Below are 22,957 nucleotides of genomic sequence, written 5' to 3'. Positions count from 1 at the left end.
CCCGTCAGGGGCTGGGGAACACGGGATTGTCGCCTGTCTTCATCCAGTAGCTCATCCGCTCCCAAGCGTCACGCGAGAGTGCTGGATAAGGCTCGCGGCAGTTTGGTCTGCGTTCGTTCCTGATAGTGGAACGAACGGGCGGTTTCGTGCGCGCTGAGCGCACTAGGAGCCGCTGGTACGCACCCCCGCAGCGTTAGCTGCGGCTACGTCGAGCCCCGGAGTCTCCGCTGGCGAGGGACGCCGGACTTTGGATCCGGAGGTCGCCGGTTCGATTCCGGCCGGGGCGACTGCATGCCGACGTGTTGTAATCCGGCGATCATACGGTCCTGTCACGGCCGTGATCCGGGTTCAAATCCCGGCGTCGGCGTGGATGCGTGGCGTGGCCACGTGGGGATACCCATCGAGGTAGGCACACTCCGCTGGGTCGATCTTCCCGGATCGGTCCAGCGGTGACGGGCCCAGCAGGGTCTGCAACCTACATGGCCCGGTGTGGTATTCCCGAGATTCTTCGAAGTAAGCCCCCGTGAAGAGACGTGCAATCGCGACTGCTCGGTCGCGGTTGCACAGTCGGAACCAGTCGCACAGATAGACAACCAACTGCCGAAAGCTCGGCAGTCCTCGTGAGCCGATAGTCCAGCGGACGACGATCTGTGCTTTGGGCGCACAGGACCGAAGTTCGAATCCTCACGGCGACATTTCTCCCCGTGGTCTAGCGGCGACGACACCTCTTTGTAGAGGAGGAGACGCACGTTCGAGTCGTGCCGGGGAGACTGCGGGACGGTGGAAGAGCCAGGCATTCACACTCTTGCCGAGTTTTCACCGGAGATCCGGTGCGACGGTGAGAGTTCCTTCGTCTCAACTTTAATGAGAACACGCAGGTTCGAATCCTGCCCGTCCCTCTGGCCGATGATCCCATCCGGGTGAGGCCAGCGCTCCAGTGGAGTAGGGGCCAAACTCACGACCCTCTCACGGTCGAGCCCCCGGTTCAAATCCGGGTTGGAGCATCCTCCCACGGTCCGACTTCTCCGGCCTCATTTTACCAGGAGATGGACGGCGCTGGGAGTGTGAGGTATTCCATGAGCATCATTCGATTCCAAGAAGAGTTCGACCACGTTGAAACGCCAACGAAGGGATCGCCGGTGTACGTGTACTGTACTGGCCCCGGTTGTCAGTACGTCATCGGCAAGTGGGATCAGTCCACTGAGAGACCTGCAAACCCTGCGGAATGGGACGGACGGGTGATGATACCCGCCCGGACCGTCACGGAGCTCGTGTGTCGGTTACTCCAGCGGGCAGACTACTACGACGTGGAAAGCATTCAGGACGCACTGGAGTCATATCACACCGACTGGATGGATGGCTTGTAAGATCGTAGACGCACCCGCAACCGAGTGTTTCGAGCGGCTACTTCGGGATAGGGTAGTGGTAGCCCGCGAGGTCCATATCCCCGATATCTAGGTTTGACTCCTGGTCCCGCAGTGGGGGGCAGTCCAGTGGAGTGGACACGCCGTTGACATCGGCGAGACCGCAGGTCCGAATCCTGCTCCGCCAACCAGTGGGCCCGGAGCCTATGAGGACAGGCAAGCGGCTTTTAACCGCAGGATAGCGGGTTCGAATCCCGTCGGGCCCTTCGGAATCGCTCCGCGATTCCTCGTTCCGAACGTAGGTTGCAAACACGTCGTGTTTGCTCACTCTCGTCGGGCCCTCTCGATGCCTGGGAGACCCTTCTGGTGGGGGTGCCGGGCTGTTACCCCGGTCGCGGGAGGTTCGAGTCCTTCCCCAGGCGCTCGGAACCAATTGCAACGATGCTCCCGGAGTCTCCGTTGGCGAGGGACGCCAGTTTTTCAAACTGGAGGCCAGGGGTTCGATTCCCCTCGGGAGCACTCGGGGACTGGCAGTGGATAGTTCCTCTCTGCGTCGCACCATCGAGGTGCAGACGTGAGCCTGTGATGCTATCACCGTCAGTTCCCCCAGCGTGTGGTCGTCGAGGCGGGGCGTTCCTTCAGCCCGCAAGGCACACCGGGAGTCATAGCCCGTCGCACCGCCAGTTTCCCGACCGCACGTGGCGGCCGTCGAGTCGGGGCGTTCCTTCGCCAGGAACTCGCAGGTTCAAATCCTGTCGGTGGCACCGTCCATCGATAATATCCCGGACAAAGAGAGCACGAGGGTGCTCTCGACACCGGTCCCGCCCCGACAGTTTTCCGGTCGCCATCACTCATCTCGTGGCCGTCGAGTTGGAGTCATCCTTCGCCTCAGGAGCCGGAAGTCCGGGTTCGAATCCCGGCGGTGGAATCCCACTGTTCCACCGTAGTGTAACCAGGTAGCACGCTGTTCCGGCTCCAGCGGTTTCCCGGCCACGTCTTTGTCTCCGTAGCTCAGGCAGGACAGAGCACCGGCCTTCGAAGCCGAGTGTCGCACGTTCGAATCGTGCCGGAGACGTTCGCTGCTTGCACTACCTGTGAGCAGCACCGGTATCGGAGTCGCCTGTTGCGGCTCCGAGTGATAGCATGGAATTCAACAAGCCAAAGCAAACGGTCGCAGAGGCGACGCGCACCACCAACTACGAGGGTGGAGAAGCGTTCGAGCCTGCCGACCCACGACTCGCACTGTACAAGCGCACGATCAACCAGCTGCTGGAGGGCTCGTTCTACGAGTCCGACGACGAACAGTTAGCTGCCGTCGTCCGGCGGTTCGACGCCGCAGCTGCCGACAATTCGGAGTTCGTCCTGCAGCTCGCGGCGTACGCACGGCAGGATCTCTACCTACGTGACATTCCGCAGGTACTGCTCGTGCTTGCAGCGAACGACGACCGATTCAAAGACAACTCTGACAGGTCGCTCATCCGCGAGTGGGCGCCAGCGATCATCCGGCGGATGGACGAGACCGCGACCGCACTCGCAGTCCATGACCAGTTGTTCGGTGGTACGGCCCCGTGGCCGCTCCGGCGCGGCATCGAAGACGCGCTCGTCACGATGGCGGATGCGTATGCCCTCGGAAAGTACGAGCTGTCGCGGCGCGAGGTAACGCTGTACGACGTGTTCAACCGTGTCCATCCCGAGCCGATCGACGACGACCAAGAGGTGCTATTCGAGCGGTTCATGCGCGGTGATCTGGACGACTATCCCGACGTCGAACCGTTACCGTCGCCCAACACGTGGGAGACGGTTATCTCCGAGCACGGCAACACCCGGGAGGCATGGGAGACGCTCATCGAAGACGACGAGTACACGCTGCCGATCTTCGCGTCAATCCGGAACCTCCGGAACATGCTCGAAGCCGGCGTCGACGAGGATATTGTTGTAGGGCACCTCGACCTGGAAGCAGTCCGGTACGCGCCGCTGTACCCGTTCCGGTATTACCAGGCGTACACCGCGCTTCAGGAATCGGATGTACAGGCACCGATGGTCGAGCGATGGCTGGAGGACGCGATCGACGTCGCTGTCGGGAAGGTGCCTGACGGCCTCGGGCAGACGTTCGTCGCCGTGGATCTCTCGGGATCAATGGATCAGCCGCTGTCACGGAACAGTACACTCCGACTGAAGGAAGTCGGCGCGCTGTTCGGCGCGATCCTGGCCGAACAAGGTGCACGGGTCGGTGGGTTCGGTGACAATTTCCGGACCGTGTCGATGCACCCTGAGACACCGGTGCTGCAGCGCCAACAGACAGTACTCGGTATCGATGAGGAGGTCGGGGATTCTACGAACGGCTGGAAGGCACTGGAATTCCTTCGGGAACGAAAGACAACTGTCGAGCGGATCGTCATCTTCACGGACATGCAGATTTGGGACAGCACACCCTTCGTCGCCCGTGACGACCGAACGGTCAAAGCAGAATTCGACGCCTACCGCGATGCAGTCGCGTCAGAGACCGCATTGTATCTCGTAGATCTTGCGTCCTATGGCGATCTCGTTACGCCAGAAGGCTACGAGAACGTCTACAACGTCTCTGGCTGGTCGGAGAACGTCCTGACGTTCATCGAGCACGCTGAGGACCCGATGCAGGTTATCGATGAAATTGAAGCGGTTGAGCCAGCGTGACATTCTCCGTCCCGTGAGCGGCGCGGTTCTCTCGCTAAATCAAGATAGTGCCGTCCGTTTCTCTTTCTCCAATATGCGTGAGTGGTGTAGTCCGGAATCACGCGGTCGTGCCAAGACCGAGACGGACGTTCGAATCGTCCCTCGCGCACTCGGAGCAGAGCTCGTGGGATCAGCCCGCGTGACGCTCCCCACCAGAGGTGACACGATGGTACTCACCAACGACGACGATCCCGTAGCGACGACGACTGCTGTCGTGACGATCCGCATTCCGTGCGGGGCAGAGGGTGACCTCGTTACCGACGCCGAGAAGCGCCTCTCGCAAGCCACAGGTACCGCCGAGGTCACAATCGACGAGTTGTACAGCATCGAGCCGAAGCTCTCGGCGACGGTTGTTACCGTCGGCGCGACCATGGAATTCGATCTTCCACTGACCGATACCGAGGCCCGGGAGCGCCTCGCTGTTGTTCCGGGTCTCGGGTCGATCGATCACATCCGGTGAGGTGTCTTCGGGCAGAAGGGTGATTCGACCAATCGCCGTGTTGGAGCCCCCACCGATTATGTACGTCTCGCCAGTAGCTACGGATATGAACCAGCAGTGGGCAGAGTTTTCGGCGGCTCTTGAATCGAGTGAGCCGGACCGTGTCAACGAGGTGATCGACGATATCAAAGAGATGAGCATAGAGGAACGGAGCGAGCTTTTCGACGTGTGCTTCGAGGAGTTGACTTGGCTGTATACAGCGACTGCTGACGGGTATGTCCGCCAGTCCGTCGTCCGCGTCGCGGACCAGCTCGTACCGGGGATTGTGGCGGTGGCTGCCCTCAATAACGAGGACCGGTCGATAGGCGCAGAGGAGGCGGGCATTCGAAACCAGACTGACGCCCTCTGTGGGTTCCTGCTGGAGGCCATCACCGACGGCGACGGACGCGTCAGGCAGTCGGCCAAGCGAGCCCTCAAAGACGTCTTTCGAACGTACGATTCGCTCAACGACGAGGACACTGTTGAGGCACTCGCACGCGAATTAGAGAGTATGGCAGACGAGCATTCGGGAAAACAGCGGGAGCATCTCCTCGAAGCCAAAGAGGACGCCGAATTCGCACTTCAGTCGTCGCTCGGGCGGGTCATCAACGAATTCCACGAGGAGTTCGGGGAGTCGCTACGGTCTGAGGAGTGAGGGGTGCAACCCGGACCTCTCTTCGGCGGGAAGGTTGAGAGTATGTAATATGCTATACGCCAGTTATGATTCAGGGCGGGGCATCGTCTCGATCTCGCGGATACGCGCGGTTTTTTCGACGGCCTGGTACTGGCGTTGCCAGGCATCCTCCGGAAACAGGCCGTTCCGGTCGAATAAGTCACGCGCCGCGTCGGTAAGTTCGTAGAACTTGTACGGGTAGTCCCGGAGTCGGTTGCCGGCCTCGAAGGCCCGTTCCTGGACGACGCCGACATCTACCAGCTCCTGTAAGTGTCGGCGGATCGCGTCCTCACTGAGCGGTGGGTTCATGTAGTCGAGTTCCTCAACGCTCGGCATCCCCTCGGGGTGCCCAACGATGTCCGCGAGGATATCGGCGCGCTTCTTGTCTGTCGCCTTTTGCAACGCGCGCCACGCATCAAGCCCCTCAGTCCCGCCGGTCCCCGCCTTGCTAGATACGTCCCCATCGTCTATCTCCGGCTTCATATTATCCCCTTCGCGGGTCAGCATCATAAACTATTCGCAGCTCAGCACAGGTAGTACCACAACTAATTCCACAGTGGTTAGACTGAGACACCACAATTGATATACTCAGCGGTACCATGCCAATTCGATGCGTAGCGGCGACGGTCTGTTCGAGCGAGGTGGTGGTGACGAGATTCCGGATGAAGATGAGATTCTGGAGGGGCTGACAGAGATTCAGCTCACACCGAGTGAGCACCAGCGCGTCAAAGACATTCTCAACGGTGACCTACTGGATGACCTCAAGAGTCACGAGCGGCGGTATCTAGTGGCCGGTGCGGGTGGTGATACGGGTGCCGCCTCGCGGCGGCAACTCGTCTACGAACGCCTCGACGGGCGGACGGGTCCACCGGCCGTCGCCGCACAACTCGAGGATTTCGGGCTCCCACCCGAGGAGATCCGGCTGTGGACCCGCGTCTTCGACATTCTCTGTGGGATGGCTACCCATATCGTCGCGGTGGTCGAAGACTTCGACGGCGGCTACGTCTGGGAACTTGGCCTGCTGTTCGCACCATTGTACCGGGAGAAGGCGTGGGTGCTGAAACGTCGCTACCCGGACGATGACACTGAACGCGAAAAATACGATAACGGGATGGGTGCCTCTCACGTCGAACTCCTCCTTACAGGTTCACAGGCCTACGAATGGGTCGACACTGACGATTTGCGCGATGTCGTTGACGAAATCCCCTAACCTGCCCTCCCAGCGAAAGAATGGTCAAAACTCCGGATGGGTAGCTCAGATCCGACAAGCGACCAGCTGACGGTTTCACCGGGTGTGATGGCGGATCCAAACACGGCGATATCGCCCGCAAGTAGCGTTGTATGGGAGGATAGCGCCCCGATCTAGGCCAGGGCCAGCGAGACGAGTGGAACAGTGACAGACGCGGAAAACCGCCAGACTGCGTCCAGATGCCAGCAACTCCAGATGACATCAGCGTATCGAATAGAGGGAGGGGCACGCGTCCGAGCGAATCCAAACACGGTCGCCGTCTTGCGATTTCCGGTTAGAAGGGGAGCGGCCAGCGAAGTAAAGACATCACCGCGGTTGCCGAACCAGCCGAAATCACCGCCCAGCGGCGTGCATTCGCCGGGTCATCGACACCACTGTCGCACCCCACCTGGGTACCTAGCTCCGATTCCAAACTCCGAATTCCCACTACTTGCGGGCGCTACTGCCGTGTTTGGATCGCAGACGGCTATCGCTACGGCCCGGGGAGCCCCGCTCGACGGCGCTCAACCGATTACCCCGAGTTTGGATCTTCATCTACCAATTCCCGGAGCTTCTCGACTGAGTAAATATCCGTCAGGCCGGGCTCGTCGAACTTGAACTGGGGAAGGGGCGTCGTCTGTGCGTAGGTTTTCCCCAACCGAGGGTCACCCTCCACGGGGTCGTACAGCGCATCCACGAGGTTGTGGCCATCGGCCTGGGTCATGACGACCCAGATGGCCTCCGCAACGTCACAGGCAGCCATCTTGTCGAAGTCTTCCAGGACGGCCCGACGGTGGTCGTGATTCAAACGCTCGACCTCGACAGCGACCACGACCTCGCCATCCGCGTCAACGCCAGCGATATCGAGGCGGCGCTTGGTCCCGTCAACCGTCACCTCGTGATAGGGTGAGACTTCTGTGACGGGGGAGTCTCCGTCCTCGACGTAGGCTCGCTGGAGGTGGCGTTCACCGAGAGCGATGCCCAGAACGTGCTCGCTGGATTCCTCGAGGTCACCCGCGCCGTGACCGTATTCGACACCCTCCCGATAGGACTCACCGATGACCTCACGGCCATCGGGCGCCACCGAATATAGGCGGTGGGGATGGTCCGAATCGTGGCGCAGTAATCCCGAATCGACGAGTTCGTCGACAGCGGCAGTGTCGATGCCGACGTACTCCTGGAGACGGATCATGCTGTCCCAGACGATGTCGTACTCGTAGGGGTCGTAACGACGCTGCTGGGCGTTGTAGACGGCCTGGAGGAAAAGCAGTTGACGGAGGTGCCACTCGCTGGCCTGGACCTCCTCCGGTGTGAGTTTCAGGTTGAATCGACAGATCGGGATATCGTCGGGGTCGACTCCAGCCAGGTCGTGACAGCAGTTGACCGCGTCGGCGATGCCCTCGACCGTTGGGTCGTAGCGATTGTTACAGCGCCCACACCGCAGCGCGTGCGGGCCCTCATCGTAGCTGATCGGGTCCGGAAGACGCTCGGTGTACGGGAGGAGTGAATCGAGACGCGGGTGGGCAGCACCTCCGGCCGCATCGGTATCGGCATCCGTATCCGCATTTGAGGAGGCCTCCGCGGCCGAGTTGTCGGCGTCCCCGTCCACGCCACCGGACATGAACGCGCTGGCCTCGACCTCGGGTTCGCCGTCGGTCTCGCCGAAATCGGTGCCGAGGTCGTTGTGAGCGGTACCGTGCTGGTTGCGCGTGTACTCACGGACAGCTTCGGCGGCACGGTCGAGGCGCAACTCGGTTGCCCGGGAAAGCGGGGCTGCGCTGGCCGGGTGGCCACGCGGGGCGGGGAGCGAACGCCCGAGGAAGGGACGGGGCGTCGCCTCGCCGAAACCTGCACCCGGCCGGACGAGCCACTCACCGCGACGCATCGCACCCAAGCGACGGCGGACCTCTGGGACGCGCATCGTATCCGTAGCGAGGACGTCGGCCAGACCATCGGCCGTGCTGACGTTGCCGACCACCCAGGTTGCCGTCTCGTTGAGGAGTTCGCGATAGGTGTCGTCCTCGGGATCCGCGGATTCCAGCTGGGCGGGATACTGGACGCCGAGTGCGAGCGAGAGCCCGAACGAACGCCCCTGGGCGAGCAGCGTCCCCACGATGGACGTCGCGGCGACGTCCTTGGCGTCGTCGAGATAGAGATTCACCTGTGGAGGGGAAGCAGTGGTCGCCGTCGCCTCAGAGCGCGCTCGCAGTGCCGTCCACAGCGAGGAGAGAATGCCCAGAGTGAGCGCCTGTTTGGCCTGGGCTTCCATCCCCCCGAAGTCGAAAAGCACCACTTTGTTCTCATCAACCAGGTCGCCGAACGCTAACCGGCCGGCATCGTCGTCTTCGTCAGTCGTCTCGAACAACGGAGCGACTCGGGCGTCAGTCGCGATCGTCTCGAGGCGGTTACTGGCCCCGCTCATCACCCGACGGAACATTTTCGGGTCGCCATCCAGCAACGCATCGAAGTACGACGTGAGTTCCGGGTCGGTGACTGGTGGCGGCATCTCGCGTTGCCGCGTGCGTTGCAGGGCATCGCCAAGGTCGTCCAGGGAGACAGTCACCTCGCCGTGGACCGGGTCGTACAGTGCCCGCAGGTGATTGCGAACCGCTTTGGCGGACTCCTGGGCCTCGGCGTAGCTGTCGGCGTGCATCAGACTGGCGAGGACCTCCTCGAAGTGGCCGGCCAGCCGCGACCGGACTTCCTCGAGCGGGAGCCCGGCTTCCAGTAATGGTGTCCCGTCCAGCACCGAGAGCGCTGGCAGTGTCTCGGTCAGGTCGAAATAGAGAACATCCTCTAAGTCACCGTAGGCCGCGTAGTGCGCTCGCAGGTAATTCTGAGCCATCCCGTCGCCCTTGTAGTCGAAGAGAATCTCCGGGCCATCGGTCGCGGGCACGTTCGAGAGCATCGCCGTCAGCATCTGAACGGATTTCCCCGAGCCCGTGTCACCCGTGACGACCGTGTGTCTGGACTGCAGGTCGGGCGGGAGACAGAGTGGGTCACCGGTGGGACGGCGGTCGTCAGTGAGGGGCATACAGAGCAACTGTCCGGGTGGCTCGTAGCGACTCAGTTGAGTCGGCGGCGGGAGGGTGAGCGCGGTGCGCTCGGTCGGGCGGATAGCGAGTGCCCGCTGACCGGTGCTGGTCAGGCCCGCGCCATCGAGCAGACAGAATCCCGGCAGTTCTGTGGGGTCGACGACGAGGCCGGGGCTACCGGTAAGTCCCGGGCGGAGCCTGGTGAATCGTTGGTCGTAGGTCGGACTCGGGCACTCGCGGGCACAGAGGCGCTCGTAGACGGTCTGGCCGGCACCGTCGTCAGTGTCGGAGTCCTTGGCCACATCGCGAACGATCCCCTGTACGGCGTGTGTCGGCCCGCTCAGCGCCTCCAGTACAGTGGCAAGTTCGTGGGCAGTGTGATTCGCGTCGGCCGGGTCATCCCGGGTAAGGATAGCCGCGCGGGCAGCGACGCACAGCGAGCGCGTGGGGTTCCGGCGCTGGATGCTGGCGATGCGCCGTTTGTCGGACTCGGGTGGGTCGTAGGTCCGGGTGCCCTCGGGATCCCGGGGTGCGACGGCTTCGAGGATGCGGTCGCCTCTCGTTGCCTGCCCCGTCTGGAGGTCCTGAATGTACGTGTCGGCAGCTGTCGTCCAATTTGGGTGGGCCCGACAGACGACCTGGAAGAGTGCCGGCGTAGACGCGGCACAGAGCGTCTCGACGAGTGTCGCGAGTGGGTTGGTGTGATCCTCAGTATTGGTAGTGGCTGTACTGCGGCGCTGGTGGTCGGTGGTGTCGGTGGCGCGACCGCGGAAGGTCTCGGCAGGCGTGAGGCCGGTCTGCCAGTCGCGTGTGCGCTCGGTCTTACCGACGTAGGTGACACCGGCGACAGCGGGAGTCGTGTCGGGGAGAGGATGGTCAGCGGGTGGTGTCTCTGTGATCGTGTCTGGACCAGTACTACGACTGGGTGAGCACTGTGCTTCGAGCCGGCGGGGATGTGTCTCGATGCGCTTCAGTTCGTAGCTCGTCGGGAAGGCCCGTCGGAGAATCCGCTCGACAGCATCGAGGCTCTTCGGGTTACCTGTCCCGACGAGATACCGGACGCTGGTGTCCTCGCGGCCATCGGCGACCAGCAGCCACTCAACAACCGGGTCGTCCGTGTCGCCGAACAGTCGCTCCCGGACGCCGGTGGAGCGGGCGTTCCGAAGGTGGCTCTGGAGCTGTTCCATCGCCCGGACGGCAGCCGATGGATCGACGGCGGCCTCCGAGGGCCGGACCTCGATGTAAGGCCGGTCTTCGAAGCTCGCGTCGGTATTGTCGACCGTGTCCGGGAGAAGCGCATCCGCGGGAGCCTCTACAGGGTCGGCAGCGTTCGGTGTCTCGTCGGGGTTGGCTGGTCGGTTGTCTGTCTTCCCGGGGAGCAGTTGTGAGACGCGCGGGCGCTTCACGGCCGCTCACTCGACGTGTCCGTCAGAGTCTGCTCGGCAGCGAGGCGTCGTTTGAAAGCCGAGTCGGGATGGCTGGGTGGGGCGTGGGCAACACTGCCTGTCGTCGGGCGACCGGTCTGCATACAGACTTCTCCTCTCGGTGGGAGGTCAAATACGCTCTGGCCGGTACCGGGTAACGAGGTGATTCGACACCAGGAGACACGTCAACCGGTACACGACAAATTGGCAGGAAGAAATCAGGAGTAACACCGAGAGTTCGAGCGCCTTGTTTTACTCTCGGAGATCGTTGACGTAGCCCGAGACACATTCACCCGGACAGCGGTGGTGTTACTCAGAGATCGATTCAAGCTTCTGTACGATCTTCGTGTAGATCTCGAGCGCACAGTACCATCCCTCGTCGATCATCGCATCGATGATAGTTCGTGCATCGTCACCACCAATTGCGCCTTGTTTCGTCCACTTCATGACGAGAAAGGCTGTACCCCGAGTAGTGAGTTCCTCAGCGGCAGCAACATCACGCCCATAGGTCTCGTCCATCACGGCAGTCCCGTCGTGGGCGTCGGCATAAGCCAGGACAGCGACGTCAGCATCACTGAGATTGGTGTTCCCCTGGAGACGCGAATACAGTGGCGTTGTCTCCGCTGCGACGACCTCGAAGCAGTCCGCGTCGACTTGACGCTCAATCCGACGAGCGTCCGGGTAACCTTCTTCGAGACCGGTAGCGACGACTTCATCGTATACACGTTCGGGGATGGCACATGACGCCTCGAGGTGAGCGACAAGTCCGAGTCGCTGGATTTTCGCGAGATAAATGAGCGGTGTCGCGTCGAAGACCCACATTCACAGCGCCTCAAGGTCGGCGTTGAGGTGGTCGTCTGCAACCCAGGTGATATTCCGCTCTTTCGCGAGTTGGGCGAAGTCCCAGACGGACATCCCAGCCAGCTCAGCCGCCTTGCTGAACGTGATCGAGCCAGCCGCAAGCTTGTCGAGGGCCTGTTCGCGGCGCCATTCGTCGAGCCCCTCTGAAAGAAGTTTGCGAACAGCCGTGCTCCGGTCGAGATTTTCCTCCTCGAGATACGCTTCGAGTTCAGCCTCTAACTCGTCGGGCACGCGTGCCGAGATCGTTCCCATACTGTGTACATTGTATGCAACGCATACAAGCCTGTCGACGCCTCGACCGATGTCTACGGTGTCCAACAACGACCGTAGCCCCTACTCGCTCCAGAGGGTGGCGATTCGGTCTTCGATGTCTTCGAGGGCAAGCGCAACGACGTCACGGTGGTCGTCTGGCCACGATGCGTCCTGGCCGGGCGTCGGGGCAGTGGGCGGGGGATGGAAGTGATCCCGTGTGTTGTGCGGATTCGGGTGCCGGTCCCATCGGCACTCCCAGGCGTGGTCCGCGTGCTGCTCTCGGTAGTGAAGTTTGAAGTCGTCGTTCCTGTACCAGCGAACCGTCGACGAGGCACAGTCGACGGTTGCTGGATAATACGATGGGGCAAAGACGACGCGGAGTTCCAGATGACCGCTTGTATCCGTGACAGTCGCTCGAGAGACCTGCCTCGTCGCTTGGAACCGCGTCTGGAGGAATTCGAGGATTGGGCGAGATGGGGGCAGGGCTCCCTCCATCGCCTGTCGGTGGCACCATCGAGCGGGCTACCCGGATGCCTGTTCGCGCTCGTCACCCATGCGTTGCTGGCGGGCGCGCTCGTAACGGTCACGTTCCTCGCGGGCGGTCGCCCAGTCGGCGAGGTCGCTGTACACGTCGTCGATGGTCCGCTCATCGCTGCCCTCCGCGGTGGCGACGGCGTCGACTGCGGCCGGTGACGCGGCGTCGTACGTCGACTCGTATTCGGTGATGCGCGTCGTCAACTCACGAACGCGATCCTGCAGGTCCTCGACGGAATGGTCGGCTGCCAGCTGGTTGATGCGTCGCCACTCGAAATACGCGTCGTTCCGTTCGTAGGTGGCCGGATGGCCATCGTGTCTGGTGACGATCCCCAGGTCCTCGAACCAGCCAAGGTACTTCCGGGCGGTCTTGGGGTCACAGTCGGTGATGTCGGCGATCGCGCTCGCCGTCGTCGGCTCGCGGATCTGCAGGATAGTGCCATAGATACGTTGTTCGGCGTCGTCGCTGGCGAACGCGTCCTCGAATGAGGGTGGCCCATCGCCAGCATCTATCTCAGACATACTTTGGATTGCGGGGTAAAAGATATAATTCTTACTTCGAGGAATAGTTTCTTGTCTAGCGCAAGTGTTGTGTACCGGCTGGTTGGCTTCAAGCGGGCATCAATCCATAGGCAACTACGTACAACAGCAGATATAAAAAGGAGTATTTTTGGGAGTTCTCGGCTTGATAGCGGCTAAGCACCTCGGATTCGTAGCCTGATGTGCGATGGCTACGGATCAGACGCCGACGGTCGGTGACGAAACCGTCGCCGGCCAGAGCGCGGTGGTCGCCAGCCCATCCGACGCGCTTCCTACGGCTACACTCGTGGGTTTCCGCGCTGCCACCGCTATGAAGGAAGTGTCGACCAGACTGTCTTTCCAGCAGAGAGCGAACACTCGACAGACGAGTAGTAGCCCTGGCCTGTTTGTCTGACCTCATCAACACCAAGGTCACGCCGGAGCTGCATCCCTCTCTACGGCCCCTCGAAGCGGAAGTCGGATATCGATTTCGTCGTAAGGGACGACAGGTCGCTTCGCGCGTCCTTCGTTGAGGAACTCCACGACACCGTACTCTTCGAGCCGTTCCAGATTCTCCGACACCTGCTTAATGTCCCGATCTACGAGACGGGCGGCCTCGCGGATGCTTGCGGGCTCTTCTTGCGCTATTGCTTGGAGTAGGTCGATCGCACGTGGCGTGAAGACCTGGGCGAGCTGGTCGGTTGTCTCAAAGCTCAGGCGACGAGGTGAGTCCTCGTCGCGGGTGTTATCACCGAGCGCTTGCTCGAACGCGTCAGAAGTGCGCTGCTTGACAGCGCCGATCGATTCAACGGTCACGATGAGCGTGTTCTGCGTCATAGTTTTCTGTTTTCCTGTGGTGGCTCCCTCTTAGTCCCGGAACTGTTCGATCTCGTCCCAGAACCGCTCTTGGACGGCATCGTAGCCAGGGAATTCGTAGTCTTCGTCAATCCCATTAGGCGTGTGTCGCTCGTGCACGCCGTGAGAGTTGTCGTACCGAATTAGCGTCTTCCCGCCTTCAGTACCGTAATGAAGACGGTACTTGACGCCGTCCGGAAACTTCTCTGAATCCGGCACAGCCAGCACGCGGACACGGAGAGCGGTACCATCCTCAAAGCGCCGTTCCGTATCTTCCAACACGCGCACGTCCTCATCGGGTGCCATCGACAACTGATGTTACCCACCACATCATAATGAGTGTTGTGGTGTGTAACATCATATGTGGCAGAGAGCGATTGGTGAGATTCCGCCGAAACGTCTATCGGTAAGACAGGAGTATTACGTTCATATGTCTGAAGCGGCTACGGACGACGACGGCGAGAACGACATCGCCACGGTCAACTTCAAAGTCACCGAGTCGTTCCTCAAACAGATCGACGACACGTGGCAGGGACGCGGGTTCAACAGTCGAAGCGAATTCATCCGGTACACGCTTCGGGACGCCGTCGAGTTCCCAACGTTCGACCGCGACGAACTCGTCGCCCTGCTTGAAGCCGAGGAAGACGTCCGTGAAGGGCGAACGACGAGTGCCGAAGAGGCCCGCGAGCGGTTCGGCACGAGCGATGAGTGACGACGGGTGGACGTGGGAACTCTCCTCGACAGCCGAAGACGACCTCGACGGACTGTCCCCCGCCAACCAAGACCGGATACTCGACAAGCTCGACGAAATCGTCTCCTCGCCGTGGCGCGACCCGCCGGACTATAATTCTTACTTCGAAGAATAGTTTCTTGTCTAGCGCAGGTGTTGTGTACCGACTGGTTGGCTTCGAGAGGGGTACCAAGTCATAGCGGGCCGAAACCCGTATCCCTGGAGTGAACTACCCCGCCCTACTCAGCAACGCTTCGCGTTGCTTCCTTGAGGGCGGGGCTTCCTGCTTCTACGACGCGACTTGCATCCACGACGATGGACGATGAATCGCCACCGTCAGTAGACACAGCGGTCGCAGCCTCCACAGGCGTTAACGAATCGCTCTGCGATTCGTTCGCACACCAGAAATCTTCAATTTCTGGGGACGTTGCTTCGGAGTGAACCACTCCTAGTTTGTCGAGTCCCCTGTTGAGGACGTTGAGAGCCGCGTTCCAATCTCTATCAAGTTCGAACCCACACGTCGGGCACGAATGCTCGCGCGCCCACAACGGCTTGCGCGCTTCAACGCCACACGACGCGCATTCCTTGGTCGTCCCGCGCGGGTCAACCTGCACGACGTGACATCCGTTCTTCTCACCGTGATGTTCGAGAATCGTGATGAAGTCGCGCCAGCCAACCTCGGCCTTGTTCCGCGCGTTCTCCGAGGATTCGAGCATCCCTTTCACGTTGAGGTTTTCGACGAACACGGCGTCGTACTCCGTGGTGTAGAAGTGCGCGAGTTTGTGCTTGAAGTCGTGCTTCTTGTTCGACATCTGCGCGTGAACCTTCGCTACACATCGTCGTTGTTTCTCCCAGTTGTTCGACTCATATTCCTTCCGCGAGAGCGAGCGTTGCTCGCGTTCGAGCCGTTCTCGCTCGTCGGACAAGTCAAGTCTCCCGACGGAACGTCCATCCGAGTCGTGGATGAAGCTAACGGCGTCCGTCTCTAACTCGAGTTGATCGGCAATCGTCGCTGCCTTCCACGCACGATCGTCATTCTTGTCGAGGAACATCACGATCCGCTCGGTGTCATTCCGTTCCTCGAATTCGTCGGCGTCAGCGTTCTCGAACTCCTCGATATCGATAGTACCGCTCGACATAGACTAGTGTTGGGGCTGTTGGAAAATAGTTGTTTGATTGTTTGTTGCTGTGGACTGGGGCATTTCCGTACAATGTTAAGTCACGCCCCGCGCGCCTTGCCACCCTCCGCGTGCGCACCTCGTTCGGAAAAGGAGATAGGGGTAGTTCACTCCGGGTGGCCGAGCTCCCCACGTCGTTCGCGATGCATGATCCCACCAGCGAACCGGCGAAGTTTCGAGACAAGTTCGCCTTCGTTCTCGTAGGTTTCGACCCGCAGATCCCATCTGACTGGCGCCGACCGGATCATCGCACTCGTCACGTCATCTTCGTGGACGAAAAGCAACCGTTCGCCGTGTGTGTCCGCGATATTTTCGAGGATGCTGCCGGCTTCTTCTCCGACGCCAAAGTTGTGCCCGAGAAAGGGGACAACGAACGCGGTTGCATTGCTACACCGTGCGTACTTGATACTCTGTGTCACGGCATCCACATCGTCTGTATCGATATCAACGTCCAGCGCAAGAAACGCGTTCACTCCTGGCTCGGTGCGAAGCTTGCCTTGGATCCGTCGCAAGAGTGCTTTCGCGGCATTCACGTCATCTTTATTCTTGAACAGCTGGCGTAATGGACCGGGTAAATCCTCAACATCGATCCCACGACGTTCCTCCTCACTGAGCACATAATTGAGATTGAACGACTTGTACGGCCCCATCAGGTAGAACAGAAACCGGTCATATTTCACGTGCCCGAGCCGGTCGGCGATCCTCTCGCGTGTGATGCCAGTTGTCATAGGCAGCTATAGTTGACAGTAGTATATAAAAAATGGTATTTTTGAGACTTCTCGGCTTGATAACGACTAAGCATCTCGGACTCGTAGTTTGACGTACGATGGCGACGGATCACACGCGGACAGTCGGTGACGATGCCCCAGACGATCCGGCAGACTTGCTGCCCAAAGAGAGCGTTCTCAGCCTCGATGAGTACCTCGCAATGCACGCCGCTGTCGGGCACCGGACCCGCTACGAGGTCCTCTACCGACTCGTCCACAGCGGCGAGCTGAGCCCGAAAGAACTTGAGAACGCGATCGGGATCGACGACAGCACACTCCACTACCACCTCAACGAGCTCGTCGATGTCGGCCTCATCGAGAAGCGCCAGCGGACAGAGCGCGGACAGGACGGGCTGTACACCTATTACCGGGCGACAGTGTTCGGGGAAGTGGTGCTCACCGACGGTGTCGATGAGCTAATCCGCGGTGAGCAATCCTTCGAAGCGTTGTACGACAGTACAAGCGGGCGAACTAGCGAGAGAGAGTAGCCGCGTCACCCGACAGCTGTTGCCGCAAGTGGTGAACTCACGGTTGTAAACTACCCCACCCTACTCCCTCAGCGCATACGCACCTCGGTCCTTGAGGGAGGGGCTTTGATGTGGACTCCCGGCACTCAGTCGCCAGCAATAGGCCGGTGACTCTCGCCGTTCAACGTCCCACCATTCACACGCACGTCTACTGGTGCGTCTCCGCTCCCCGACGTGGGCGAGGACCGGAGTCTATGTGTTCGCTTCCGGGCGTACCGTAGCCCGATGTTCTTCGCGCCGTTGTAGTCCGCGTTCACCTCATACCCGCACTTCTGGCACTCGAAGCGTTCGCCGTGGCGGTTGTCCTCGTGCGTGAACCCACAGTCCGTCCGAGAACAGCGTTGGGACGTGTGGGCAGGTTCAACTTGCTCCACGGAGATACTCCGTTCAGGTGCTTTATAGGAGACGTACTCGAACAGGCGTCGGAACGCCCATATGTGGTGCCAGTTCGCGTGTGGAAGTCGCTCGCGTATGTCGGTCAAGTCCTCGAACGCGATTACGTCGCAGTCGTGTTCGACGGCTTCCGTGACGAGTTCGTTGGCGACGGTGTGGATGTACTGTTTGCACCATGCTTCTTCGCGTTTGCCGAGTCGAAGCAAGGCGTTATGAGACGCTTGTGTCCCGCACTGTTGCATCTCACCTCGTCGTTTTTCGAACTCGCGGCACCAGTGATCGTAGTCGTCTCCTTGCCAGAAGCGTCCTGTTGAGGAGACGGCAAGGCTGGTGACGCCGAGGTCGATACCGAGGACCGTCTGGTCGGGGTGCCCGGTATCTGCCGACCCCTCTGCGTCGTCGCCGTCCGACTCACACCGCCGCGTCGAGATGTGAAGGTAAAACTCGTCGGTTGCTGCGTCGTATCGAAGCGTACTCTCACGGAACTCGTAGTCTTCGGAGAGTACGTACTGTTCGTATGGTGTTGGACTGTCTGCCGGGAGAACGAACGAGGGTTCGACCCGGCCTTCAACGGTTGCCAGCGACACCTTGTTGCGGAAGAATGTCGCGCTCCGCGTGTCGTAGTCCAGCGTTTCGGCGGTGAACGTGGGACAAGAGACGCGCTGTCCCTTCTTCCAGCGGCCGACACACGCTTTGACGGCTTCGACGGCGCGGCGAATCGCGGCTTGGACGAGTTGTGCCTGTAGGTCCGTCTCCTCTCGAAGTTCGGGGTAGAGCGCGTCTCGAACCTGCCGTTTGTTGGTCTTGCACTCGGTGTAGGAGGTGTTGGACCAGCAGTAGTCGGCGGTTCGCTTCGCGCAGTACAGGTATTGGTCAGCGGTTCGGTGGAGTGCGTCGCGTTGCTCGTCGGAAACAGCGAGTTTCACGACGGCGGTTCGACGCACGTCCATGACTTCAGAGAAGTGGCGACGGTACTTACACGTTCGGGAGTCGGTCGGTCGTAGTATGCCGGTTGTGTCGTGCCATGTCGGCTTCCTCTCCGGCCTACTCGCTCCCTCCGCTACGCTTCGGTCGCTCCTTGAGGCCGGAGGCTCCACCTTGAATTACCTAAAATTTAGGCGCTAATGCCCCGTCCTCAAGGAGCAACGCAGGGAGCGAAGCGACCGAGTAGCGCAGTAGGACGGGGATACAGCGCCGTCATCGTCTCACATACACTCCGCAACGACCGGCCCACAGGCCAACCGGCACGTTTATCAATCCCGACAATGTATCTACATCGTACATGGAACGGTTCACAATCAACGGCCACGAAGTTGTGGACGGCGACGTGAAAGCCACCGGCAACGGCGCTCACGTCTACGTCCCGAAACGCTGGCGTGGTGCGGACGTGAAAGTCGTCCGTACTTCTGACCCCGACGACGAATAGATGAACTACAACTACAGGTATCGGCTAAACCCGTCTGACAACCTCCGCGAGCGATTAGCGTGGACTGTCGATACCTGTAGGCAGGTCTACAACCATTTCCTCCACCGCCTCAACCGCCACGACGACACTTCATCGTACTCCGAGCAGAAGCGCCTGCCGGACCTGAAAAACTGGTGGACCGACCTGCGAGACGTTCACTCGAAGGTGTTGCAGAAAGTCGTCCAGCGGTTGTACGACAACCTCTCGACACTCAAAGGCCGGAAGCAGAACGGCTACAGCGTCGGGGAGTTGAAGTGGAAAGCACCGGGAGAGTACCAATCGTTCACCTACAGTCAGTCCGGCTTCAAACTCAAAAACACGAGTGGTCGGACTCGACTCTGGCTCTCGAAGATTGGTGACATTCCCATCACGTTCCACCGCGACCTGCCCGACGACGCCACCATCAAGACCGTCACGGTCAAACGCGAACCCACCGGCAACTGGTACGCCATCCTCGGCGTCGAAACGCCCAACGACCCACCCGAGAAGCCCGACGAAGTGACTGACGCAGTTGGCATCGACGTTGGTATCCTGAAATACGTCCACGATAGCGACGGGACCGCTGTCGAGTCGCCGGACTTCTCCGAGGAACGCGAGCGGTTGGAACGCGCTCAACGTAATCTCTCGCGGAAGGAACACGGCTCGAACAACTGGGAGGAACAACGCAAGACGGTCGCTCGACGCCACGCCGACCTGAAGCGCAAGCGACGTGACTTCCTGCACAAACTCTCGGCGTACTACGCCCGTGAGTACGACCTTGTGGCGGTCGAGGACTTGGACGCGAAGGGACTGGTCGAACTTCCGGGCAACTCTCGGAACCGCGCCGGGGCCTCATGGGGGACGTTCCTGCGAATGCTCGAATACAAGTGTGAGCGGGAAGGAACGCACTTCGTCGCCGTGGACCCCCGAGGCACGACCAAAGGGTGCGCGTCATGTGGCGTCGAGACGGACAAACCGTTGTGGGTACGCGAGCATTCGTGTCCGTCGTGTGGGTTTGAGGCGGACAGAGACGCGAATGCGTCGTGGAACATTCTTTCTCGCGGTCTCGAACAGGTAGGGACGGGCTGTCCCGAATCAACGCCTGTGGAGACTGCGCTCCCTACGGACACCGATTCGGTGTCTGCAAAGCGCGTCGTGGAAGCAGGAAGCCCCACCCTCAAGGAGCGAACCGCGTCAGCGGTGAGCGAGTAGGGTGGGGAGGAAGTCACGCTGAACCACGCTACAGGCGGAGCAGACCGAGTGGCTCGGGGTCGTTCGAAAATCGAAGATTTTCGTGATGACGAGAGACCGTCGGTCTCTCGAACCACTTGACCCGAGGCGATCCACCTAACGGCCCGCCCCGCGCGCTGCCTCCAGCCGTTGCGGCACTCGGCACCGACCGTTCCGGGCGGGCTTCCGCTCCAGTAGGTGCGGGTCCTGCCGGGCATCCGGTTTGCCGCCAGCGGGTAAGCGAGCCGGGACCTGCGCTCCAGTAGGTGCTCGGAACGCGGGCACGCTTACTCCGCTGGCCGTTTGCGCCGGGCGGAGCCCGGCAGACGCACTCCGTTCGTCTGCCGGGCCCTGCCTCGCTTCGCTCGGCAGGGCGGCGCGCGGTGCTGGTTGGTGGGTCTCTCGAGTGCGCTCTCGCTCGCGCCCGGGAGGCGCTCGCGAAGGCGCGAGCGAGAGCGCGGAGACGAGTCTGTCGGTCGATGTCGTCGGAAAACCGCGATGTAGCAGCATCGCGGTGGTGGCGCGTGCGCGCCTTCGGAATCAGGCAGATTCCAATGTCTAGTAACAACACACGTGGCAAGGTCGTTTCGGTTGACGAACAGGCGTTCGAACAAGTGGGACGTGCGGCGGTCGATGCGGATGGGATGGCGGTTGTCGAGGAGACGCCGGCGTTCGAGGCGGGGGTCGAACAGGAGGTCCAGGCAAAGGTGGATGCGAATCACCCGGACGGGATCGCGGACACGAGCGAGGCACGGATTCACGGCGTCACCCTCGAACAGGAAGAGCGTATCAGGGCACGGGAGGCTGAATTGGAGCGGATCAGTGCACAGGCCGAACTGGGGACACAGGAGGGACGTGAGCAGCGGACACGGGCGGTGGCAGCGCGGGGGAGCGTCAGGCGGCGGACAAAGTTCCAGAAGCGGGCGGCAAGCGTGGACCCGTGGGCAGACCCGGAGCGCGAGGACCCCCGGGCGGGGCTCACCCAGAGGGAACTGGCGGCGGTGAACAGGCAGTCGATGCGGCTGGCGGAACGACTGGATGGCTGGTCGCGGGCAGCCATCGGACGGCGGCTGGGTGAAGCCGTGGCTGACAGACAGGAGTTGTCGAGTGCGGTCATCGAGGTGTTCGAGGCCCTGGAGACAGCCCCAGGGCAGGTGGTTCCCATCGGGAAGCTCGAGGACGTCAATCGCAAAGAGGTGAGCATCGAAGGTCAAATAGAGGTGCTCTGGGACAGTGACTCACCAGCCATCGCTCAAGTTGGCCTCATCGCGGACGAGAGTGGGCAAACCAAGGTGACGATTTGGGAGAAATCGAATGCCCCGTGGATCGAAGAAGGCGAACAGGTGCGCATCCACGGAGCGGCGAGAAATTGGTACGAAGGGCGCGTCTCACTAGCCGTCACTGGGTGGTCGACCCTGCATTTCCCGGAGCGCGGTCACCGGTGGGAATAGCCAGTCGTCGCAGCCCTCTTTTTTGCTACATGCCGGACCGACCCAGACCCCACCGCCCCACCCTCCGCTCCGTGCTCGCTACGCTGCGCGCGCAGCCACGACCTTGGGTGTCGGTCTGACATTTATAATAGAAAACGGGAGAAGGTGTGCGCGACCGGGCGTGTTTGTCTGACCCCTGGAGGGGTGCGGGCGCACCAGCACTCGGAGTTACGCATGGAAATCGAAGGAGACTACACATGCGACACCTGCGGGGAATCGTTCGAGACGAACGTTGGGAGCGCAGGCCATGTAGCAGGTCACAAGCAGTCAATCTCACCAGACCAAATAAAACCAGATTCACCTACGGCTCAGGACGCGGGGCTGACTCGTAGCGCTCGATTTCGGTAGTCTTCTCGACCCGGTCGTAGATATCCTGAAGCGTCCCCTCAGCGCGCAGGAGCTTGTGCTCCTGGAGGAATCGACGCCCCTCCTCGCTGATCCCATAGAACGTGTACGGCAGATCGTTCTGCCGGTGGCCCTCGGGGAGTTCGACCTTCTCGACAATACCGGCGTCAACGAGGCGCTGCAAATGCTGGCGGATCGTCGTTTGACTCCGGCTCGGATTGACATAGTCCAGTTCCTTCAGCGTCGGCAATCCGGACGGGTGCCCGAGAATGTCCTGGACGAGCGAAAACCGAGTCTCCTGAGTGACGACGTTGAGTCGCTCGCGGACGGTGTCAAGATCGCTCGTGGCCTCATCAGGGGTACTCATCGGCTTATCTTCGTGGCGGCCAGGGGAAAGTGTTTCATCCAAATACGAATTGGTCTAAAGCGGTACGCTGACCGTTTCGGTTGACGCATTCAAATTAGTGGAAAAGAATCCCATCACATGAGCGAGAATTCGATTACTGTCGAAGATATTGCCGAGCGTGCCGAGGCGCACCTCCACGAGACCTCGCTCACCCCTGAGGAGTACGAGGCGCTGAAGCAGAGTGTCGCCGAACTATCTTGAGAGAATCCCGCCGTTCACGGCGGGCGATGACATCTCACGGGATGGGAGCGCCTGTGACAGCGCCGCGACCCCCACCGAGTAGAGCCAACCACGGCAGATGACGCTCGGAGAGGTCGGGTCGGAACCCTCTGCCGGCAGTTAGCCGGTATTCCCATGCAGGGAAGCCGCGCCGTTTACGGCGCGGAGGATGTCACGTCGCGGCCTTCGAGGTTCCAACCCGCACTCGGAGGAAACCGGTGGCACACCGGGGAACGCTCGGTTCCACGCCCCAATTTCGTTGGTTAAGCCTGCTCGTCTCCGTCGTCCGTGGC

General features: G+C 60.9%; 21 protein-coding genes, 10 tRNA genes and 3 pseudogenes. 22 read left to right on the top strand and 12 right to left on the bottom strand.

What is annotated here, in order from left to right:
• The first annotated feature begins 211 nt into the window (after positions 1 to 211).
• The 14 genes from GN153_RS16910 to GN153_RS16845 all read left to right on the top strand — a co-directional run bounded on the left by GN153_RS16910 (position 212) and on the right by GN153_RS16845 (position 5,209).
• Positions 212 to 287, top strand: a tRNA-Gln gene (locus tag GN153_RS16910).
• Between the two features lie 6 nt (positions 288 to 293).
• Positions 294 to 367: transfer RNA gene (locus GN153_RS16905), tRNA-Asp, on the top strand.
• Between the two features lie 407 nt (positions 368 to 774).
• A tRNA-Lys gene (locus tag GN153_RS16900) sits at positions 775 to 899 on the top strand.
• 32 nt (positions 900 to 931) lie between these two features.
• Positions 932 to 1,004 (top strand) — tRNA-Glu (locus GN153_RS16895).
• Between the two features lie 72 nt (positions 1,005 to 1,076).
• Positions 1,077 to 1,367 carry a hypothetical protein gene (locus tag GN153_RS16890; RefSeq protein ID WP_159904862.1) on the top strand — a complete coding sequence of 97 codons (291 nt, stop codon included), beginning with the start codon at positions 1,077 to 1,079 and terminating at the stop codon, positions 1,365 to 1,367.
• A 112-nt stretch (positions 1,368 to 1,479) separates the two neighbouring features.
• Positions 1,480 to 1,555 (top strand) — tRNA-Val (locus GN153_RS16885).
• Positions 1,556 to 1,557: 2 nt separating this feature from the next.
• A tRNA-Lys gene (locus GN153_RS16880) sits at positions 1,558 to 1,630 on the top strand.
• A gap of 82 nt (positions 1,631 to 1,712) precedes the next feature.
• Positions 1,713 to 1,786: transfer RNA gene (locus tag GN153_RS16875), tRNA-Asn, on the top strand.
• A gap of 21 nt (positions 1,787 to 1,807) precedes the next feature.
• Positions 1,808 to 1,883, top strand: a tRNA-Glu gene (locus GN153_RS16870).
• Positions 1,884 to 2,364: 481 nt separating this feature from the next.
• Positions 2,365 to 2,439 (top strand) — tRNA-Arg (locus tag GN153_RS16865).
• Between the two features lie 68 nt (positions 2,440 to 2,507).
• Positions 2,508 to 4,037, top strand: coding sequence for a TROVE domain-containing protein (locus GN153_RS16860; protein WP_159904860.1), 1,530 nt, complete (start codon positions 2,508 to 2,510; stop codon positions 4,035 to 4,037).
• Between the two features lie 75 nt (positions 4,038 to 4,112).
• Positions 4,113 to 4,185, top strand: a tRNA-Gly gene (locus GN153_RS16855).
• 57 nt (positions 4,186 to 4,242) lie between these two features.
• Positions 4,243 to 4,536 carry a hypothetical protein gene (locus tag GN153_RS16850; RefSeq protein WP_159904858.1) on the top strand — a complete coding sequence of 98 codons (294 nt, stop codon included), beginning with the start codon at positions 4,243 to 4,245 and terminating at the stop codon, positions 4,534 to 4,536.
• Between the two features lie 85 nt (positions 4,537 to 4,621).
• On the top strand, positions 4,622 to 5,209 hold the full coding sequence (locus tag GN153_RS16845) for a hypothetical protein (protein ID WP_159904856.1): 588 nt from the start codon (positions 4,622 to 4,624) through the stop codon (positions 5,207 to 5,209).
• Positions 5,210 to 5,272: 63 nt separating this feature from the next.
• On the opposite strand, the gene GN153_RS16840 is transcribed toward GN153_RS16845, so the two are convergent.
• On the bottom strand, positions 5,273 to 5,710 hold the full coding sequence (locus GN153_RS16840; protein ID WP_159904854.1) for an ArsR family transcriptional regulator: 438 nt from the start codon (positions 5,708 to 5,710) through the stop codon (positions 5,273 to 5,275).
• Positions 5,711 to 5,837: 127 nt separating this feature from the next.
• Here GN153_RS16840 and GN153_RS16835 point away from each other — a divergent pair, with 127 nt between their 5' ends.
• Positions 5,838 to 6,437 (top strand): hypothetical protein, encoded by a 600-nt coding sequence (locus GN153_RS16835; protein WP_159904852.1) that lies wholly within the window; start codon positions 5,838 to 5,840, stop codon positions 6,435 to 6,437.
• A gap of 550 nt (positions 6,438 to 6,987) precedes the next feature.
• On the opposite strand, the gene GN153_RS16830 is transcribed toward GN153_RS16835, so the two are convergent.
• The 7 genes and pseudogenes from GN153_RS16830 to GN153_RS16800 all read right to left on the bottom strand — a co-directional run bounded on the left by GN153_RS16830 (position 6,988) and on the right by GN153_RS16800 (position 14,241).
• Positions 6,988 to 10,896, bottom strand: a complete 3,909-nt coding sequence (locus GN153_RS16830; RefSeq protein ID WP_159904850.1) for a type IV secretory system conjugative DNA transfer family protein — start codon at positions 10,894 to 10,896, stop codon at positions 6,988 to 6,990.
• A 327-nt stretch (positions 10,897 to 11,223) separates the two neighbouring features.
• On the bottom strand, positions 11,224 to 11,736 hold the full coding sequence (locus tag GN153_RS16825; RefSeq protein WP_159904848.1) for a DUF3368 domain-containing protein: 513 nt from the start codon (positions 11,734 to 11,736) through the stop codon (positions 11,224 to 11,226).
• Positions 11,737 to 12,027, bottom strand: coding sequence for a UPF0175 family protein (locus tag GN153_RS16820; RefSeq protein ID WP_159904846.1), 291 nt, complete (start codon positions 12,025 to 12,027; stop codon positions 11,737 to 11,739).
• A gap of 81 nt (positions 12,028 to 12,108) precedes the next feature.
• Positions 12,109 to 12,541: pseudogene (locus tag GN153_RS16815) on the bottom strand (hypothetical protein).
• A gap of 8 nt (positions 12,542 to 12,549) precedes the next feature.
• Positions 12,550 to 13,083: a DUF7342 family protein gene (locus tag GN153_RS16810; protein ID WP_159904844.1), complete on the bottom strand. Its 534-nt coding sequence runs from the start codon at positions 13,081 to 13,083 to the stop codon at positions 12,550 to 12,552.
• Between the two features lie 429 nt (positions 13,084 to 13,512).
• A complete protein-coding gene (locus GN153_RS16805) occupies positions 13,513 to 13,917 on the bottom strand; it encodes an HVO_A0114 family putative DNA-binding protein (protein ID WP_159904842.1) in 405 nt (134 codons plus the stop codon).
• A 30-nt stretch (positions 13,918 to 13,947) separates the two neighbouring features.
• The gene (locus GN153_RS16800; protein WP_159904840.1) at positions 13,948 to 14,241 is read right to left on the bottom strand and encodes a toxin-antitoxin system TumE family protein; all 294 of its coding nucleotides are present in this window, start codon (positions 14,239 to 14,241) and stop codon (positions 13,948 to 13,950) included.
• A gap of 124 nt (positions 14,242 to 14,365) precedes the next feature.
• On the opposite strand from GN153_RS16800, the gene GN153_RS16795 reads away from it, so the two are divergent.
• A complete protein-coding gene (locus GN153_RS16795; protein WP_159904838.1) occupies positions 14,366 to 14,647 on the top strand; it encodes a ribbon-helix-helix domain-containing protein in 282 nt (93 codons plus the stop codon).
• Positions 14,640 to 14,780, top strand: a pseudogene (locus GN153_RS16790) (type II toxin-antitoxin system RelE family toxin); the annotation flags it as partial. The gene GN153_RS16795 and the pseudogene GN153_RS16790, both read left to right, overlap by 8 nt.
• Positions 14,781 to 14,904: 124 nt before the next feature.
• On the opposite strand, the pseudogene GN153_RS16785 reads toward GN153_RS16790, so the two are convergent.
• A pseudogene (locus GN153_RS16785) lies at positions 14,905 to 15,636 on the bottom strand (RNA-guided endonuclease InsQ/TnpB family protein); the annotation flags it as partial.
• A gap of 314 nt (positions 15,637 to 15,950) precedes the next feature.
• Positions 15,951 to 16,571 (bottom strand): DUF7509 family protein, encoded by a 621-nt coding sequence (locus GN153_RS16780; RefSeq protein WP_159904836.1) that lies wholly within the window; start codon positions 16,569 to 16,571, stop codon positions 15,951 to 15,953.
• A gap of 98 nt (positions 16,572 to 16,669) precedes the next feature.
• Between GN153_RS16780 and GN153_RS16775 the strand changes: the two genes are divergently transcribed.
• Positions 16,670 to 17,098: a winged helix-turn-helix domain-containing protein gene (locus GN153_RS16775; protein WP_159904834.1), complete on the top strand. Its 429-nt coding sequence runs from the start codon at positions 16,670 to 16,672 to the stop codon at positions 17,096 to 17,098.
• A 125-nt stretch (positions 17,099 to 17,223) separates the two neighbouring features.
• On the opposite strand, the gene GN153_RS16770 is transcribed toward GN153_RS16775, so the two are convergent.
• On the bottom strand, positions 17,224 to 18,480 hold the full coding sequence (locus GN153_RS16770) for an RNA-guided endonuclease InsQ/TnpB family protein (RefSeq protein WP_159904832.1): 1,257 nt from the start codon (positions 18,478 to 18,480) through the stop codon (positions 17,224 to 17,226).
• A 332-nt stretch (positions 18,481 to 18,812) separates the two neighbouring features.
• Between GN153_RS16770 and GN153_RS16765 the strand changes: the two genes are divergently transcribed.
• From GN153_RS16765 to GN153_RS16755, 3 genes are all read left to right on the top strand, one after another.
• Positions 18,813 to 18,956 (top strand): DUF2080 family transposase-associated protein, encoded by a 144-nt coding sequence (locus GN153_RS16765; RefSeq protein WP_159904830.1) that lies wholly within the window; start codon positions 18,813 to 18,815, stop codon positions 18,954 to 18,956.
• On the top strand, positions 18,957 to 20,186 hold the full coding sequence (locus GN153_RS16760; RefSeq protein WP_201287939.1) for an RNA-guided endonuclease InsQ/TnpB family protein: 1,230 nt from the start codon (positions 18,957 to 18,959) through the stop codon (positions 20,184 to 20,186).
• A 572-nt stretch (positions 20,187 to 20,758) separates the two neighbouring features.
• Positions 20,759 to 21,655, top strand: coding sequence for a DNA-binding protein (locus GN153_RS16755; RefSeq protein WP_159905075.1), 897 nt, complete (start codon positions 20,759 to 20,761; stop codon positions 21,653 to 21,655).
• A gap of 340 nt (positions 21,656 to 21,995) precedes the next feature.
• On the opposite strand, the gene GN153_RS16750 is transcribed toward GN153_RS16755, so the two are convergent.
• A complete protein-coding gene (locus tag GN153_RS16750; RefSeq protein WP_159904829.1) occupies positions 21,996 to 22,406 on the bottom strand; it encodes a helix-turn-helix domain-containing protein in 411 nt (136 codons plus the stop codon).
• Positions 22,407 to 22,523: 117 nt separating this feature from the next.
• On the opposite strand from GN153_RS16750, the gene GN153_RS17840 reads away from it, so the two are divergent.
• Positions 22,524 to 22,646, top strand: a complete 123-nt coding sequence (locus GN153_RS17840) for a hypothetical protein (protein ID WP_268893133.1) — start codon at positions 22,524 to 22,526, stop codon at positions 22,644 to 22,646.
• Positions 22,647 to 22,957: the final 311 nt, after the last annotated feature.

This window comes from Salinirussus salinus, from assembly GCF_009831455.1.
GTDB lineage: Archaea > Halobacteriota > Halobacteria > Halobacteriales > Haloarculaceae > Salinirussus > Salinirussus salinus.
The sequence above is the reverse complement of the archived record's forward strand: the minus strand, read 5'-3'. Positions and strand labels throughout refer to the sequence as shown.

Excerpts from the sequence above, each read along its gene's own strand:
- GN153_RS16890 (WP_159904862.1), top strand. The coding sequence starts at position 1,077 with ATGAGCATCATTCGATTCCAAGAAGAGTTCGACCACGTTGAAACGCCA.
- GN153_RS16860 (WP_159904860.1), top strand. The coding sequence starts at position 2,508 with ATGGAATTCAACAAGCCAAAGCAAACGGTCGCAGAGGCGACGCGCACC.
- GN153_RS16850 (WP_159904858.1), top strand. The coding sequence starts at position 4,243 with ATGGTACTCACCAACGACGACGATCCCGTAGCGACGACGACTGCTGTC.
- GN153_RS16845 (WP_159904856.1), top strand. The coding sequence starts at position 4,622 with ATGAACCAGCAGTGGGCAGAGTTTTCGGCGGCTCTTGAATCGAGTGAG.
- GN153_RS16840 (WP_159904854.1), bottom strand. The coding sequence starts at position 5,710 with ATGAAGCCGGAGATAGACGATGGGGACGTATCTAGCAAGGCGGGGACC.
- GN153_RS16835 (WP_159904852.1), top strand. The coding sequence starts at position 5,838 with ATGCGTAGCGGCGACGGTCTGTTCGAGCGAGGTGGTGGTGACGAGATT.
- GN153_RS16825 (WP_159904848.1), bottom strand. The coding sequence starts at position 11,736 with ATGTGGGTCTTCGACGCGACACCGCTCATTTATCTCGCGAAAATCCAG.
- GN153_RS16820 (WP_159904846.1), bottom strand. The coding sequence starts at position 12,027 with ATGGGAACGATCTCGGCACGCGTGCCCGACGAGTTAGAGGCTGAACTC.
- GN153_RS16810 (WP_159904844.1), bottom strand. The coding sequence starts at position 13,083 with ATGTCTGAGATAGATGCTGGCGATGGGCCACCCTCATTCGAGGACGCG.
- GN153_RS16805 (WP_159904842.1), bottom strand. The coding sequence starts at position 13,917 with ATGACGCAGAACACGCTCATCGTGACCGTTGAATCGATCGGCGCTGTC.
- GN153_RS16800 (WP_159904840.1), bottom strand. The coding sequence starts at position 14,241 with ATGGCACCCGATGAGGACGTGCGCGTGTTGGAAGATACGGAACGGCGC.
- GN153_RS16795 (WP_159904838.1), top strand. The coding sequence starts at position 14,366 with ATGTCTGAAGCGGCTACGGACGACGACGGCGAGAACGACATCGCCACG.
- GN153_RS16780 (WP_159904836.1), bottom strand. The coding sequence starts at position 16,571 with ATGACAACTGGCATCACACGCGAGAGGATCGCCGACCGGCTCGGGCAC.
- GN153_RS16775 (WP_159904834.1), top strand. The coding sequence starts at position 16,670 with ATGGCGACGGATCACACGCGGACAGTCGGTGACGATGCCCCAGACGAT.
- GN153_RS16770 (WP_159904832.1), bottom strand. The coding sequence starts at position 18,480 with ATGGACGTGCGTCGAACCGCCGTCGTGAAACTCGCTGTTTCCGACGAG.
- GN153_RS16765 (WP_159904830.1), top strand. The coding sequence starts at position 18,813 with ATGGAACGGTTCACAATCAACGGCCACGAAGTTGTGGACGGCGACGTG.
- GN153_RS16760 (WP_201287939.1), top strand. The coding sequence starts at position 18,957 with ATGAACTACAACTACAGGTATCGGCTAAACCCGTCTGACAACCTCCGC.
- GN153_RS16755 (WP_159905075.1), top strand. The coding sequence starts at position 20,759 with ATGTCTAGTAACAACACACGTGGCAAGGTCGTTTCGGTTGACGAACAG.
- GN153_RS16750 (WP_159904829.1), bottom strand. The coding sequence starts at position 22,406 with ATGAGTACCCCTGATGAGGCCACGAGCGATCTTGACACCGTCCGCGAG.
- GN153_RS17840 (WP_268893133.1), top strand. The coding sequence starts at position 22,524 with ATGAGCGAGAATTCGATTACTGTCGAAGATATTGCCGAGCGTGCCGAG.